This window comes from Draconibacterium sediminis (assembly GCF_000949475.1).
GTDB lineage: Bacteria > Bacteroidota > Bacteroidia > Bacteroidales > Prolixibacteraceae > Draconibacterium > Draconibacterium sediminis.
Genome location: NZ_JRHC01000001.1, coordinates 705,382 through 721,244, shown reverse-complemented (window position 1 = coordinate 721,244; position 15,863 = coordinate 705,382). Strand labels below are relative to the sequence as shown.

Genomic DNA, 15,863 nt, shown 5'->3' with positions numbered 1-15,863 from the left:
TCATTTTTAACCATCCAACCAGCGAAAGAATCGTTTCTCAAAAACCTACATTACGTTAAATGTAATAGACCACAACCAACCTTTTGTTAATTTTGTTCTCCTCGTTTTTCAACCTGCCAGCCGATATGAACATTTCTATGCTTTCAGTATTTTATGATAAACTAAATCTAAAATCATTCTCTTTAAGCTGTTTTCTTCCACTTTTTCGTTGAAATATTTGGAAATTAATAAACAACACTATACTTTGGCAGCTACAAACCCTTATTTTTTATCTTTTTGTTTTTATTATGGGCAGCTTTTTGTGGACGAAGAGTTGCCCATTTGTGCCCTTTTGCGAGGCTAACGGGCTGAAATTGAGTTAAAATACTACTTATTGAGAAGTAGATAACTATACCATTTTATTGCAATAAAAGTTTGGGAAGACTTTTATTGCCAACGGGCATTCATTAGGAATGATAAAAAATTAGAGTTTTTTGAAAGGCGGGGTTCACCTGCCTTTTTCTTTTACCGGATTTTAGTCCAGATCTTCTTTCAAAAAGCCGGCTGTTTTTTTAACCGACTCCGCAATTGGAAGATACTGGTAACCGGTCATCCGCGTTATTTTTGAGCCGTCAAAATTATTTACGGCATTACGGCCTGTTGCAGCTTCGCGGGTTATCAACGATGGTTTGCGTGTAAACCAGCTGGCAAAAGTAGCTGCCCGCCATACAAAACCCATTAAAAAGTCGCTGGCCCAAATCGTAGGTTTTGGTTTTTGTAAGGCTTCTGCAATTTGCGTAAACACCTGCTGGTAGCTTAAATTCTCTGCACTTAGAATATAGCGCTGGTTTTTGCAGTTTTCAAAGTTTTCCGCTTCCATCAGTTTAATCATAGGTCGCACAACATCAAAAACATCAACAAAGCCGGTAACGCCTTTGGTATAGAATTTCATGCCATCCCAAATGGTTTTGAAGATTTTTGCACTTCCGTTCTCCCAGTTTGCAGGACCAAAAATTATCGACGGATTTACAATAATGGCATCCAATCCTTCTTCTATACCGCGCCATATTTCGGTTTCAGAATAAAACTTGCTTTCGGAATATGCCGAATTCTTTTTCGATGGTACCCAGTTTGTCTTTTCTGTAACCAGAGCACCATTTTGTAATTTCCCCAATGCAGCGATGGAACTTACATGGCAAATCTTTTTCACCCCATTTTCGATGGCTGCATCAACAAGGTTGGCTGTTCCCTCCACATTATTTGAGATCATGCGCTGCCGCTCCTTACTTTCAAACGAAACGATAGCCGCACAATGGTAGATCTCCGTTACGCCATTCAATAATTTTTCGAGTGAGAAATAATCCAGAATATCGCCATCCACCCATTCAATGTTGTCGAACAGTTGACGGGTATCGTTGGTGTAGTAGGCAAAAGTTTTGCGCACCTGCTCTAAATTGCTTGTGTGTCGCTTTAAAGCTTTAACTTTTTTGCCTGTTTTACAAAGCTCATACAATAAATGAGCTCCAACCAACCCGGTTCCTCCTGTTACAAAAATCATTGAATTAGTTTATGAATTCCAGGGTGTTACAGCCTTAGCGCCAAACTCTTTCCCTGTAATGTTTTCAATATGCACTTTAAAAATCCCGACATTTTTTACCGCCGGTGTTCCGAATTTAAATTCGCGGTCGCTGTATTGTTTCATTAACAATCCGAGGCAACGGTACTTTTCATCAAAATCGTCGATAAACTCTACTTTTCCTTCCACGTTTACCGTTTTCGATTTTACCCGGTAACTACAGCCAACACGCACATCCTGCCAGGCCAGTTCTTCGCCAAGGGTCCAGTTTATACACACCTGCGGATTTTTCTTTATGGTTTCCCACATGCGTCCCTCCGGAGCCGAATGCAAAATAATAGTATCGCCTTCCAACGCAAAATTCAGCGGCAAAACATAAGGTTTGTCATCCACCGACATGGCAAAATAACAGGTTTTGCAGGCACGGATTACTTCGTCGATTTCTTTGCGGTCTTCGATAAAATTTGTTCGCATAACGTTAATTTATGGTTCGGCTGCCAAGGCTTTTTGCCAATTCTTTTTCAGCCCGTTTCAGGTTCATATATATCGATTGTTCTTCAATCACTTTATCAAAATCGTTGTCTGCTGCTGCTTTGTCAATCGCCTTTTCAATTTCGGCCATCATCATTTTAATTTTCCGCAGTTTGTACTCGTTAACGATCCGGGGAATGAGAACATCCAGAATGTCTTCCTCTTTTTCGGTAAAGGCACCGGCTTTGGTCCAGCGTTTACTCTCAGTATATTTTTCTGAAAGCAGATCGGTTGCAAATTTACTCATCGAAGCATCGGGGTGATAAACAAAGTGTTTCCACGGGTCGAAATTCTCTTTATACAAATTCTCCCGAACCTCGTAAAACACCTTTTTAAACAACGCATTTTCCGACACCAACTCATCGGCCTCCAGCTCGTCGATCATAAACTCGCCTACCGAAAGAGTGCGTGTTTCGTGCGTTTCTTCGTCCTCCTCTTCCAGTAAATCGCTTGTACAATATTTCAGTAGAAAACGCAAAAACTCCAGTTCTTCCACCAAAAGTCTTACAGGCCGAACAACCGGTTCTTCCTGCACAGCTTGCGGAGGTGCCGCCTGCCGACGGCTTTGCTCGCGAAATTCCTTTTTCCGGAACTCCTCGGTTTGTTGATGTTTTTGTTTCCTAACCTCGGTGTACAACACTTCTTCGTCAACACCAAGCAAACGACTACATTCTTTTATATAAACCGAACGGGTAATGGAATCAGGTATTACGGAAACCGACCTGATAACATCAGAGATCAGGCGCGCTTTGGCAACCGGATCATTCTCGGTACTTTTTAAAAGTAATCGGGTTTTAAACTGTATGAAGTCAGTCTCGTTTTGCTCTATATATTCCTGAAAACCGGAAGCTCCCATTTTCTTGGCAAACGAATCAGGGTCTTCTCCATCGGGCAACGGCAACACTTTAACGTTCATGCCCTCTTCCAGCACCATGTCAATTCCCCGTAAAGAAGCTTTTATTCCCGCTGCATCGCCATCGTAAATTATCGTGATATTGGGCGTAAAACGGCGCACCATTCTGATTTGATCGGGCGTTAGCGAAGTCCCCGACGAAGCAACAACATTCTCGATACCCACCTGGTGCAACGACATAACATCGGTATAACCTTCAACCAGATAACATTTATCGGTACGGGTCATTTCGCGTTTGGCCTGATAAATTCCGTACAACACCCGGCTTTTGTGGTAAATATCCGACTCGGGCGAATTCAGGTATTTCGCCGTTTTTTTATCGTTTGTTAAAATTCGGCCGCCAAAAGCAATTACACGCCCCGCCAGGTTATGAATAGGAAACATAACACGGCCGGCAAAACGGTCGCGTAACCAGTCGTCGCGTTTTATGGTTAATCCCGTTTTCTCCAGAAAATCGAGTTTATAACCTTGCCTTTGTGCCGCTTCGGTAAAGGGTGTTTTGCCATCAGGAGCAAAACCAACTTCGAACTTTTTCAGAATATCGTCGCGAAAACTACGCTCGCGAAAGTAGCCCAGTCCAATAGTTCTGCCTTCGTTTTCTTCCCACAAATAGCGGGTAAAAAATTTCTGGGCAAAGCTGGAAACGATCATCAAACTTTCGCGCGAATCTTTTAGCTGTTTTTGCTCTTCTGTTTCCTCCTCCTCACTAACCTCGATATTGTATTTTTTTGCCAGCCATTTCAGTGCCTCCGGATAAGTGAGATTCTCGTGCTCCATTATAAAGTTCACCGAGTTTCCTCCCTTTCCGCATCCGAAACATTTAAAAATCCCTTTGGCCGGCGACACGGTAAACGATGGCGTTTTCTCGTTGTGAAACGGGCACAATCCAAGCATGTTTACACCCCGTTTTCGCAGTGTAACAAAATCGCCTACTACGTCTGAAATTTCCGCAGCGTCAATAATCCGGTCTATCGTGGCATGATCAATCATCGGTACAAAAATATCAGAAATAGCCTGAAACGAACATCTTTTAAGCCGAATAATATCCACAATTAAAAGCCGCCTCAAATAAGCCCCAGATTATCAGCCCCGATTTGAATGCGATTATTATTAATTGTACATTTAATCGTTAGAACATTTTTAATGATGAAAAAATTGGTAGTTCTTTCGGGAGCCGGCATGAGCCAGGAAAGCGGATTAAAAACATTTCGCGATATGGGTGGAATTTGGGAACAATACGATGTTACCCAAGTTGCCACGCCTGAAGCATGGGCGCACGATCCGGAACTGGTTTTACGATTTTACAACGAACGACGAAAGCAACTTTTTGATGCACAGCCCAACGGCGGACACCGCGGAATTGCCGAACTGGAGAAATGGTTTGATGTGGAGGTTGTAACTCAAAATGTTGACAATTTGCATGAGCGGGCCGGAAGCACAAAAGTTACGCATTTGCATGGCGAGCTGATGAAAGCCCGAAGCACGCTGGATGCCTATCTGATTTACGAACTCGACAACTGGGAGCTCAAACTTGGCGATTGTTGTGAAAAGGGAAGTCAGTTGCGGCCTCATATTGTTTGGTTTGGCGAGGCTGTTTCCGAAATCCCAAATGCCATTGGCATTGTTCAGCAGGCCGATATTCTGGTGGTAATTGGCACTTCGCTGGCGGTTTATCCTGCTGCAAGCCTTGTAAACTACGTGCGAAAAGGAACACCGATATTTGTTATCGACCCCAACCGGCCGGAAGTTTACCAAGAAAATGTTACGTATATCGAAAAAAAAGCGGAAATTGGGGTGAAGATGCTAAAAGAGGAACTGGAAAAACTAAAATAAATGAAACGGATAGTTGTTGCTTTTGGATTTCTTTTGATTGCCAATTTTGTTGTGGCCCAGCGTTTCGATGCCGGAATAATTGCAGGTTTTAACGGTACACAGGTTGAAGGCGACAATCTGAAAGGCTACCACAAAGCGGGTATTTTAGCCGGTCTTTTTGTTCAGACTGATATTGCGCCGGCAATTGTGGCCGGAATGGAAATAAAATATTCGCAAAAAGGCTCACGAAGAGCATTCGACCCCAAACAGCCCGATATTGACAAATACGTTATGCGCCTGGGATATATCGACATTCCAATTTTTATGGCATTCCGAACCAACGACCGAAGTATGATTATTGGCGGTATTGCGCCGGGTGTTTTAATCCACTCGAAAGAAGTAAACAGCGATGGCGAAATCCCGGAACCCGACCGGCAGGATTTTAATACCTTCGATTTGCAGCCTTTTGTAGGTTTTCAGTTTGATTTTCTGGAACATGCATCGGTTGACCTGCGTTTTGCGTTATCCGTTCTTCCGTGCAGCGACAAATCGGAAACCAATTATTATTTCCACAACGGCTTATTTAATAATGTAATTTCGCTGGCGTTGTATTACCGGCTGGGACGCTAAGTTTTTTCTCTCGCAAAGACGCAGAGACGCTAAGAATTGAACCACAATAGACACAAAGAACACAATAGATCGTTTCTTTTGTTTACAACTGCTAAATTGTTCTATTGCTAAATTGCAGAATGGTTAACTGCAACTGTAAACTTTCTTCCTGCTTCCAAATCTAAAATCGTTAATCATTATCCGAAATTCTATAAAGATTTTTCTCGCAAAGACGCAGAGACGCTAAGAATTGAACCACAATAGACACATAGAACACAATAGATCGTTTCATTTGTTTACATCTGCTAAATTGTAAAACTGTTAACTGCGACTGAAAACTGCAAACTTTCTTCCTAATTCACCCAATTACTCATTCACTAAATCCTGGTTCCCACTTAATCCTTAATCACTAATCCTTTAATAGCTATTCACCATCCACTTCGAAAAATCATCAAGGTAAGTCCAGAATGATTTCTGCACCTCATCGGGCAAATCCAGTTTGCTTAAAACCTGCTTGTAACAATTCAACCATTCGATGCGCGCTTCAGCGGTAATTTTAAACGGCAAATGCCTTCTGTTTAATTGTGGCTTCCCGCGGTGTTGGTTAAAATAATCGGGGCCTCCGCAAATCTGAATAAAAAAATCAGCCGAGTGTTCTTTGGCTTTTTCAAGCGCTATCGGATTTTTCGGGAACAGATCTTTAATCGGGCTTTGCACAACCAAATCGTAATGATCGCTCACCATTTTCCGGATTCCCTCCTCTTTCATAATTTCCAACATTAAGGGCGAAGGAAGTGTTATGCCGGGCCGAACCCCTTTGAAATATTTACTGATCTCTAATTCCATCTTTGCTTTTTTGTGTTGAAACAACCAAAACCAAAAGTTGTTGAGCGACTTCTTAAAAACCGCACAAATTGCGAGACCGTTTTTAAGCCCTATCCGAGAATTATTCCCGGATCAACAGAACAATCAACTCCATTAATTTGTCTTTACAACAGTGGTTAAGTTTAACCAAAACCTTTTACTACGATGAGAAAGAAATACATGAACCCATACCTGGCGGGAGTGCTACTTGGTCTGGTACTTTTAAGCGCCATGTTTTTTTCAGGGCGCGGATTGGGAGCCAGCGGCGGATTAAAATACGCCGTTGTAGCGGCTGTTGAAACGATTGATCACAAACATGCCATGGAATCACCTTACTACAGTAAATATTTTGACGACGGTAAAAATCCATTAAAAAGCTGGCTGGCACTTGAAGTGCTTGGTATGTTTTTAGGAGGATTTATTTCGGGAGCCATCTCGGGCCGACTGAAATTCAAAATTGAAAAATCGCCAAAAATATCGAATGGGAAACGCTTGTTGTTTGCCTTTCTGGGCGGTGTGTTTTTTGTATACGGGGCACAACTGGCTCGCGGATGCACCAGCGGCGCTGCTCTCTCAGGAATGGCAGTACTTTCAGTAGCCGGATTTATGACCATGCTTGGCATTTTTGGCTCGGCCTTCTTATTTGCCTGGTTTTTCAGAAAACTTTGGATTTAAAACTCAATCCTTCAGTAATTCAGTAATTCAAAAATTATGGGACCGATTACATTACTTAACGATCTTCCGGAATGGCTTAACCTCGGCATTGGATTTTTTATCGGAATTGGCTTTGGCTTCGCATTGGAGCAGGCCGGTTTTTCGTCGAGCCGAAAACTGGCAGGCATGTTTTACGGCTACGACACCACCGTTTTAAAAGTGTTTTTTACGGCCGCAATCGTAGCGCTGGCAGGTTCGCAATTGCTAAGCTACTTTGGCTTACTGGATTTAAATCTGGTGTATGTAAATCCATATTACGTAACCGCAACACTCGTTGGCGGAGTAATTATGGGAGCCGGATTTATTATGGGTGGTTTTTGTCCGGGTACCGGAATCAGCGCACTATCGATTGGGAAAATCGATGCCTTGTTTTTTCTTGTGGGCGGACTGAGTGGTGCATTTCTTTTTGCCGAATCGTTTCCGATGATACAGACACTGGCAGGAGCGAATTACAAAGGCCCTGTGCGTGTGGATGAATGGATGGGAGTTTCGCCCGGAATTTTTACCTTTCTGCTGATCGCCGCTGCAATTGCAATGTTCTGGCTGGCCGAACTGGCCGAAAAGAAATATGCACGAAACGACATCACATCCGAAATTTGATTAACAATGAATGCACGAATAAAAATATCAGTATTACTGGCCGGCGTTGGATTGATTTTGGCTTTTTTGCCTTTTAATGCAGCAAAATCTTTTCAACTGAAACCCACCGAATTGCTCGAAATTTCGTCGAATTCCGACATGTATTTTTCAGTTGACGAGGTGGCCCGATTTGTAAATAACGAAGACAGCACCATTCAACTGATCGATTTACGAAGTGCTTCCGAATTTATGGAAAGTAATATTCCGGGCTCGATAAATATTCCGTTCAACGATTTGCTCAATCCCAACTGGGAAGGTTACCTGAATCAGGACAGAGTTAGAAATGTATATTATGCAAACGGCGACGAAACGGCCAATATGGCCTGGACTATTGTTAGCGGACTGGGTTATTCGAATTCGTTTGTAATGAAGGGCGGGATGAATGAGTGGTACCTTACGGTTATGCTGAGCGAATTTACAGGCGAACGTATTACTCCACGCGAAAATTCATTATTCGAAAACCGCTACAAAGCACGAAGAACATTTACACAAATCAACAGTTTGCCCGACAGTTTAAAAAAACAATACCTCGAAGCAAAACGACTGGAAGAATCGCAGCTGGACGGAGGTTGTGAATAAAACCGATACAAAATGAAAAAGAATATAACATGGATTTTAGGTGTTCTGCTGGTACTCGTTGTACTGGTTTTGGTGCGAACTTTTAATCCGAATCTGTTTAAAAGAAATGTGAGCGAAGCACTGACTACGACAGCAGAAATTACCGTTTCGGTGCAGGAATTAAACGACTTGCCTAACAGCTTCTCGATAGTTGAACTGGACGCCGAACAACAACGTTTCCCAAATTCGATGGTGATACCTTTTGACCAACTTCTTGAAAAGGAAAACAAAGAGAAACTGGCTGTGCTTGATGGCAAAATTCTGCTTTATTCCGCCGATATTGCTACAAGTTCAAAAGCCTGGGTAATTCTGAATCAATTGGAATTTGATGGTATATATATTCTCTCTGACGAAGAAAATCCGGAAGCATTAAAATATAAATTCCAGCCCGACACGACGATCAGGCTGGAATAATATCTTTAAGAAAAATCACTATTTAATTCTGAACATACGGATAGTCGTGAATTTCGGTTTCGGTAAACGGCAGCCACGATAGCGAGCTTTCTTCTTCTTTCATTTTATCGTACATAAAGGCATTGTTCCCAAACGTAAGTGTTTTGGCATTGTAACCAAACAAACGCAGGTAAGCCGTTGCAAAACCAGAATTGTGCCCGGTGTTGCAGTACAAAACCACTTCCTTATCAGCCGGAATAGTTTGCATCTCTGAAACAATTCCGAGTGTTCCGCCGGGTTTATACCGAATTGCACCCGGAATATGCCCAGAATCGTACTTGTCTTTCCGGTCGTAATTAATCGTATAATATTTCCCGGGATTTTCGAACACCGCACTGGCTTTCACCAATGCATCGTGATAACCGGCTGCAAAAAGCGCCTCGATTCGCTGTTGCAGAATCTCGTCGCCGTTGGTAGCTCCGGTATTCAATTTCGGTAAATCTGCAATCGGTGCTTTGTCATGATCTACCGTCTCCAGCTGATCCTGAAAATCAGAAGAAACATTGGCCAGCCAAGCATCTTCAGCAAAATGTTTGCTCCAGCCACTCATTCCCCAGCGCATGGCGTAAACATTACCATAGCCTGCCAGTCGTAATAACGACGCAGCATAACTTGAGATTTGTCCAGAGTAACAAACTACTACAATTTTATCGTACTCAAAGGGCTTGATATCGTTGGTAAGGTAGGCCGGCAAGTCGCTAAAATCAATACGAACAGCACCTTTTATGTGCCCGTCGTTAAACGCATCCTGGTTGCGCAAATCAATAATCTGAATGTTTCCATCCAGTTCTTCATTAACCGACGATGGTTTTATTAGCGACGGGAAATCACGGCTGTTGGCATAATCGCCCATTTCATTCAGCGTTTTCAAAAGTAATTTTGCCTCGGCATTTACCTCTACTTTTGGGTTTGATTCTTGCACACTGCTATCAGCCTGTTCCGTTTTTTTCTGCCCACCCGAGCAGGAAAATAAAACAACAAAAGCAGCCAGTGTAAGAAAACTTAAAATCGGTTTTATCTTGATCATAAATTAATACGTATTAGCTCTGACTTTCAACAGGATTCATCTCTTTGTCGTAACGAAGGGTTTCTACTCTGCGGCCCTGCTCGTCGTATTTGTATTCCACAATAGCCACACCGTTATTCGGGTTGTTCACCACATTTCCATCGGCATCTTTCGAAATACTTTTTACCAACTCGCCATATTCGTTGTATTCATTTTCGGTTACCGGAATTCCTTTTCCGCCAAGTAATTCATCGTCCTGATCGTAAACAACTGTTTTTACCGCATTGCCATATTCATCAACAACATTTTGACGCTTGGCCCAGCCCCAGTATAAATTCGAAAGCTGGCCTGTAGTGCTGTGCACCGAAAAGCTCAATAAATCACCTTTGTCGTTGTTTTCGAATAAGAAATATGAAACTCCAACATCGCCACAATTTTCGGCGGTGCAGTTGTACATGGTATCTTCAATATAGTTGGCCATTCGGGTTACGTAACCATTTGCATCATACGAAAAACGCAACTCATAAAACGGGCAAAACGGATTCATGATTGTTTCTTCCTCGGCCAGATTGTAACGCAATTCGCGAATCATTCCATCATCCAGTTTCGACCACACATAATTGTGTATGTTATTACGGTTTTCGGTTGGATTTCCCTCTTTATCGAGGAAACGCATCGCAACGCGCATTCCCGAATCATCGAGTGTATATTCCTGTGTAAACGCACCACCGCTTTCAATGGGCTCTCCTTCTTTGTTAAAGAAATGTTTGATCTGCTTGTTACCATCGTAGGTATAGGTAATTTTTGCAGCCCGCAGGTTTGAATAGCCCAGCAACACACCGTTGCGGTTGAATTCTACCGATGCCAGTGTACCGTCATCGTTCCAGGTAAATTTGTAGTTATTCACTTTTTCTGCTTCATCGGCCGAAATTTCATGCGAACCACGCTCCAAATCCCAGGGTGTTTCGCTAAATAACAGCTGGCGGTAATACTTTACGTTAACATCTTCGGTGGTTGCCGGCTTTTGGTTACAGGCCATAAAACCCATAACCACTAGGGCAAGCAAAAACAATCGTGTAATTTTCATACTATTTTATTTTTTTGATGATAATAAACTCAGACAATCTGTTGGTTTAACAGATTGATGGGAAACATTGTTTAAAACGGCTTTCCAGAGTATCGATTAGATTATCAGTAGAATAAGACCGAACATTAAATATCGGCATAAGCCAGCGTGGCAATACTGACTTTTGTTCCGGGTTGTTTTAACAAGTGAATTGCACAAGCTTCCAGCGTTGCGCCGGTGGTTACCACATCGTCAACGAGCAAAACATGCATATTTTCAACCGCCTTGGGATCATTCAACCCAAAAACACTTTCAACGTTCTGCCAGCGTTCGTAGCGGTTTCGTTTTGTTTGGGTCGATGTATATTCCTTTCGGTGCAGCGTTACGGTGTCAACCGGCTTTTTTAAAACTTCAGCAATTCCACGAGCTATCCACTCACTTTGGTTAAAACCGCGCTTCTTTTCTTTTCGTGGATGTAGCGGCACCGGCATTAAAACGTCGATTTCAGCAAAGCAAGGTGATTGCAACAATTGCAATCCAAATTTTTTCCCGGTTTCCTTACCCAGTTCCTTTAATCCTTTGTACTTTACAAAATGAATAAGTTGCTGGTATTTACTTCCTTTCCTGAAGCTAAAAAAAGCTGTTGCTGCTGAAATTTCAACCCGCCCCCAAAATAATTGAGCCACTTTATTATCCTGCTTTAAATGAAAATTGGTTACCGGCAAATCGTGCCAGCAAGTAAAACATACGAAGGTTTCCTGTGTTACCAGACGTTTCCCGCAGGTAACACACAGCTCGGGAAAAAACAGGCCCAACACATCTGTAATACTTTGCTTGAGAAGGTTCATAGCTGAAAGTTACAAAATTCTCTATTTAACCATTTAATGTTTAGTTAAAAGTTGATTGTTGCTGATTAATAATTCATTAACCCATTAGTAATCTTTACATAATCAGCCCCGGATAAAACATCCATAACTTGCAACTGTATAAAAATAATTTCCCTATCTCTCCTGTATTCCTCTCCGGAAGTCATCTGCAAAGGTTGTCGCATTCGAGACAACCTTTTTATTTAATAAAAAATAGGTATTTATTATAAAGCCTGCGTCTTAACTAAAGACAAATGGTTGAATTTTCTGAAATTGTTGAGGAATAAAGTTAAGTTGTATAATTTTAAACCTACAAAAGTCAGAATTTTAGCCATATAAATTAGTATTTTTACCCGCATTGTTTAATCAAGAAACCTAAAATAACCAATGGCCATGTTTCAACGTTTTGGTAACTACCTTCGAAAAAAGCTGTTACTAATTATTTTTATCGGATTTATTATTGGTATCGCTGTTACCATTTCTTCTCTTAAAGTTATTGAAGCTACTTCAACAAACGAATCGTGCGAAGTGTGTCACGTTCACCCTCATGTTTTTGATTCGTGGAAACTCTCTGTTCACCACGAGAACAGAACAGGTATGCATATTGGCTGCGTTGAGTGTCATCTTCCGCCAAAAGGACAAGGCTACTTAAAAGAGAAAATAAAAGCCGGTGCCCGCGATGCGTATGGATATTTCTTTAAAGACAGCGCCGATTTTAACTGGGAAGCCAAGTCTTCGCTCGAGCAGGCACAACATTTTGTATTTGAAGAATCGTGCATCAGTTGCCACGCCAATTTATTTCCGCTAACGCTAACTTCCGAAGGTCAGCAAGCGCACCTTTACTATTCGCAAAACGAAGAGGAATTGCGTTGTATCAACTGCCACCTGAATGTTGGCCATTACGATCCGAATGCACTGCACGCGAAAAATGTTGAGTTTGGAAGCGCCGGTGCCGAATCACAGGAAAGATATGAAGCTGCAGCTGAAGTTACTGCTCATGAAGATTATACCGAAACTATTCCGGGAACAACAATTGCATTTAATATGAAAGCTATTCCGGGTGGAAGTTTCAAAATTGGAAGTCCTGAAACGGAACAACTTCGTGAAAACGATGAAGGGCCACAGAAAACGGTGAATGTAAGTCCGTTCTTTATGGCCGAAATAGAAGTGAGCTGGGATGAATACCTGGCCTTTTACAGCGCCACTGCCGCAGAAGGCAGAACAACCGACACAGAAGGTACACGTACTGAAACCGATGTTGATGTTGATGCTATCTCGGGCCCAACACCACCTTACGGGCAACCCGACCAAAACTGGGGAATGGGCAGCCGTCCGGCTATTACGATGAGCTACCATTCGGCCGAAACCTATTGCAAATGGCTATCGCAGGTTACCGGAAAAACTTACCGCCTGCCAACAGAAGCCGAGTGGGAATATGCCGCCCGCGGAGGAACGGAAACACCGTTCTTCTTTGAAGGTGAGCCAAAAGACTTTAAAGACAAAAACTTTATTGGAAAATTATTCGGAAAAGGAAGCGACGTTATTAATAACTATATTGTTTACGAAAAAAACAGCGGACTGAAAACTGCCAAGCCCGACATTGTTGAAGCCAATCCGTTTGGGTTGAAAAACATGCTTGGTAATGCTGCCGAATATTGTGCCGACTGGTACGCCGAAGATGCCTATTCGAAATTAAGCGATGGCGCGACCGATCCGAAAGGACCGGCTTCGGGCGAGGAGCACGTTATTCGTGGCGGAACATTTAAAAGCCCTGTTGGCGAAGTTAGAAGTGCTGCCCGCGATTACACCCGCAGCGAAGCATGGATGAAAACCGATCCGCAAATGCCAAAGAGTATCTGGTGGTTGTCGGACTGTAATTACATTAGTTTCAGAGTAGTGTGCGAATATGATGAGAATACCGGAAAATAACTTATAAAAATTGAATCCTAAATTCAACTAAAACATTATTAACATGAGTAACTACAATTTTTCAAGAAGGAAATTTTTAGCCGGAGCTGCAACTGTAGGCGCAGCAGGGGCTATGGGAATCGGAACTTTGTCATCGTGCTCTGGCGGAGGCTCTTCTGCAAGTGGCGAATACGATTGGCTGCAACGAGAGTACAAATATCCACCTCTATTGGATGAAGTACCTGCCGGAACAGTTTTAAAAGCCGGAATTGTTGGTTGCGGCGGACGCGGAACCGGTGCAGCTCTTAACTTTTTGGAAGCCGGTGGTTCAACCGTTCAGGTAACTGCACTGGCCGATGTTTTTAAGGACAGGGTTGACAGTTGTGTCGACAGAATTAAAAAAGAAACCGGACAGGAAGTACCTGCGGAAAATTGTTTTATTGGTTTTGATGCCTATGAAAAAGTGATCGATTCGGGTGTTGATATTGTAATTCTGGCAACACCTCCAAAATTCCGTCCTCAGCAATTCGAAGCAGCTGTAAAAGCGCGTAAGCACGTATTTATGGAGAAACCAATTGCTGTTGATCCTGTTGGAATTCGCCAGGTTTTGGCGGCTGCAAAAATGGCCGATGCTGCCGGATTAAAAGTGGTTACAGGTACTCAACGCCGCCACCAGCATAAATATCTAAATGTATATAAAGAACTCAGCAATAACGCAATTGGTAAACTCACCACTGCCGAAGTATATTGGAATGGTGGACAATTGTGGTACAGAAACAGCAAGCCCGAATGGAGCGAAATGGAATGGATGATTCGCGACTGGGTAAACTGGTGCTGGCTTTCGGGCGACCATATTGTTGAACAACACGTGCACAATATCGACGTTGCCAACTGGTTTTTTGGCAAACACCCGATAAAAGCTTTAGGTTTTGGTTCACGTCAGCGTCGCCCAACCGGCGATCAGTATGATAATTTTGCCGTTCGATATGAACTGGATGACGGACGCCAGATTTTAAGCACATGCCGCCAGATTAATGGCTGTACAAATGCCGTTAACGAAGTAATGCACGGTACAAAAGGAAAAGCATTTACTGCACAAGGTGGCACAGCAAAAATTACTGATTTGGATGGTAATGATCTTTTCTCTTATGAAGATCATGCAACCAGCCCATACGTTCAGGAACACAAAGACCTGATTACCTGCATTCGCCAGGATATTCCGTTTAACGAGGCTGAAGAAACCGCCAATTCAGTTATGACTGCAATTATGGGCCGCGTTTCGGCATACACCGGAAAAGAAGTTACCTGGGATGAAATGATGAACTCGGACATGAAACTTGGTCCTGACACTTTCATTATGGGCGATATTGGTTTTATGGAAACTGCAAGTGTACCTGTACCGGGAACACTTGAAAGAGAGTAAGACAACGGGCTCTTTAAAATTGATCAATCAATTCAAATATAAACCTTCGGCAATAGCCGAAGGTTTTTTTGGCACTATACTTGTTTTAACACTAAAAAATGAAGTTTAATTATAAAAAGTCTATTGCTATGAAAACAATTGAAAACAAACAAAGATTTACCTTCAGAAAAATTTCAGCGTTTCTTTTAATTATTGCTGCCGCCATACTGGCCTCATGCGAAGGTCCTGTTGGGCCAATAGGACCTCCGGGAATACCGGGAGAAGATGGTTACAATTTTGTTGGAACCACCTTTGAGTTTACCGGAGACTTTACGCCGGCAAACAACTATCAACTGGTTTTTAACTTTGCGGATAACGGATTTGAGCCTTACGAATCGGACGTAATTTTAGCCTACATTTTGTGGACAACCGAGGATGGCTTGGATTTCTGGCGCCCGCTTCCTCAAACCAAATATTTTGATTCTGGTGCTATTTTGCAGTATAATTTCGATTTTACCGGCGATATTCCCAACGATGTTATTTACGATATGTCGGTATTTTTAGAGGGTGATGTAGACCTGTCAACTTTGCCGCTCGATTATACCAGAAATCAAACTTTCAGAGTGGTAGTGGTTCCATCTGATTTTCTGAGTTTGGCCAATGTTGATGCCAGCGATCTGAACTCTATATTGAATTCATCCAGTATTCAGCTTAACTCCCTTGGTACGCTTGAACCAGGATCGGTTACTGACACTAACATAGAGATCAAATAATTAGAAACAACAATATAAAAAAACCGCTAACCAGTTTTGGTTAGCGGTTTTTTTATGCTTTTATGGTAGCCTGTTTACTGATGAATCAGTACAGTTTTTATTACATGAAAAGAGCGCCCGGTAAATACCAGGGC

The 15,863-nt window shown here is 42.4% G+C and carries 16 protein-coding genes; 9 read left to right on the top strand and 7 right to left on the bottom strand.

All coding sequences use genetic code 11. The features are described 5' to 3' along the window. Nucleotides 1-514: 514 nt before the first annotated feature. The 3 genes from LH29_RS02910 to dnaG are packed head-to-tail and all read right to left on the bottom strand — an operon-like array spanning nt 515 to nt 4,049. Nucleotides 515-1,537, bottom strand: coding sequence for an NAD-dependent epimerase/dehydratase family protein (locus LH29_RS02910; protein WP_045026033.1), 1,023 nt, complete (start codon nt 1,535-1,537; stop codon nt 515-517). A gap of 9 nt (nt 1,538-1,546) precedes the next feature. Then, entirely contained in the window at nt 1,547-2,029 is a 483-nt protein-coding gene (locus tag LH29_RS02905) for a pyridoxamine 5'-phosphate oxidase family protein (RefSeq protein WP_045026032.1), read from the bottom strand. A gap of 4 nt (nt 2,030-2,033) precedes the next feature. Then, nucleotides 2,034-4,049 carry a DNA primase gene (gene dnaG / locus LH29_RS02900; RefSeq protein WP_232302812.1) on the bottom strand — a complete coding sequence of 672 codons (2,016 nt, stop codon included), beginning with the start codon at nt 4,047-4,049 and terminating at the stop codon, nt 2,034-2,036. Between the two features lie 93 nt (nt 4,050-4,142). Here dnaG and LH29_RS02895 point away from each other — a divergent pair, with 93 nt between their 5' ends. Next, nucleotides 4,143-4,832, top strand: a complete 690-nt coding sequence (locus tag LH29_RS02895) for an SIR2 family NAD-dependent protein deacylase (RefSeq protein ID WP_232302811.1) — start codon at nt 4,143-4,145, stop codon at nt 4,830-4,832. Continuing rightward, nucleotides 4,833-5,441: a porin family protein gene (locus LH29_RS02890; protein WP_045026029.1), complete on the top strand. Its 609-nt coding sequence runs from the start codon at nt 4,833-4,835 to the stop codon at nt 5,439-5,441. It abuts the gene before it with no gap. Between the two features lie 396 nt (nt 5,442-5,837). Here LH29_RS02890 and LH29_RS02885 read toward each other — a convergent pair whose 3' ends face one another. Then, a complete protein-coding gene (locus LH29_RS02885) occupies nt 5,838-6,266 on the bottom strand; it encodes a globin domain-containing protein (protein ID WP_045028559.1) in 429 nt (142 codons plus the stop codon). A gap of 183 nt (nt 6,267-6,449) precedes the next feature. Here LH29_RS02885 and LH29_RS02880 point away from each other — a divergent pair, with 183 nt between their 5' ends. From LH29_RS02880 to LH29_RS02865, 4 genes are read left to right on the top strand one after another with little or no spacing between them, the layout of a single operon-like run. Continuing rightward, a complete protein-coding gene (locus LH29_RS02880; protein WP_045026028.1) occupies nt 6,450-6,959 on the top strand; it encodes a YeeE/YedE thiosulfate transporter family protein in 510 nt (169 codons plus the stop codon). Nucleotides 6,960-6,995: 36 nt separating this feature from the next. Beyond that, a complete protein-coding gene (locus tag LH29_RS02875; RefSeq protein ID WP_045026027.1) occupies nt 6,996-7,598 on the top strand; it encodes a YeeE/YedE thiosulfate transporter family protein in 603 nt (200 codons plus the stop codon). 6 nt (nt 7,599-7,604) lie between these two features. Then, a complete protein-coding gene (locus tag LH29_RS02870) occupies nt 7,605-8,216 on the top strand; it encodes a rhodanese-like domain-containing protein (protein WP_045026026.1) in 612 nt (203 codons plus the stop codon). 12 nt (nt 8,217-8,228) lie between these two features. Next, nucleotides 8,229-8,669, top strand: coding sequence for a hypothetical protein (locus LH29_RS02865; protein WP_045026025.1), 441 nt, complete (start codon nt 8,229-8,231; stop codon nt 8,667-8,669). 22 nt (nt 8,670-8,691) lie between these two features. On the opposite strand, the gene LH29_RS02860 is transcribed toward LH29_RS02865, so the two are convergent. From LH29_RS02860 to LH29_RS02850, 3 genes are all read right to left on the bottom strand, one after another. Next, nucleotides 8,692-9,735 (bottom strand): rhodanese-like domain-containing protein, encoded by a 1,044-nt coding sequence (locus LH29_RS02860; protein ID WP_045026024.1) that lies wholly within the window; start codon nt 9,733-9,735, stop codon nt 8,692-8,694. Nucleotides 9,736-9,748: 13 nt separating this feature from the next. Further along, a complete protein-coding gene (locus LH29_RS02855; protein ID WP_045026023.1) occupies nt 9,749-10,801 on the bottom strand; it encodes a BRO1 domain-containing protein in 1,053 nt (350 codons plus the stop codon). 125 nt (nt 10,802-10,926) lie between these two features. Further along, the gene (locus tag LH29_RS02850; RefSeq protein ID WP_045026022.1) at nt 10,927-11,628 is read right to left on the bottom strand and encodes a ComF family protein; all 702 of its coding nucleotides are present in this window, start codon (nt 11,626-11,628) and stop codon (nt 10,927-10,929) included. Between the two features lie 405 nt (nt 11,629-12,033). On the opposite strand from LH29_RS02850, the gene LH29_RS02845 reads away from it, so the two are divergent. The 3 genes from LH29_RS02845 to LH29_RS02835 all read left to right on the top strand — a co-directional run bounded on the left by LH29_RS02845 (nt 12,034) and on the right by LH29_RS02835 (nt 15,729). After that, nucleotides 12,034-13,575 carry an SUMF1/EgtB/PvdO family nonheme iron enzyme gene (locus tag LH29_RS02845; RefSeq protein WP_045026021.1) on the top strand — a complete coding sequence of 514 codons (1,542 nt, stop codon included), beginning with the start codon at nt 12,034-12,036 and terminating at the stop codon, nt 13,573-13,575. 43 nt (nt 13,576-13,618) lie between these two features. Further along, nucleotides 13,619-14,977 (top strand): Gfo/Idh/MocA family protein, encoded by a 1,359-nt coding sequence (locus LH29_RS02840; protein WP_045026020.1) that lies wholly within the window; start codon nt 13,619-13,621, stop codon nt 14,975-14,977. Between the two features lie 128 nt (nt 14,978-15,105). Beyond that, complete coding sequence (locus LH29_RS02835) at nt 15,106-15,729, top strand: hypothetical protein (protein ID WP_045028558.1); 624 nt, start codon at nt 15,106-15,108, stop codon at nt 15,727-15,729. The last annotated feature ends 134 nt before the right edge of the window (nt 15,730-15,863 follow it).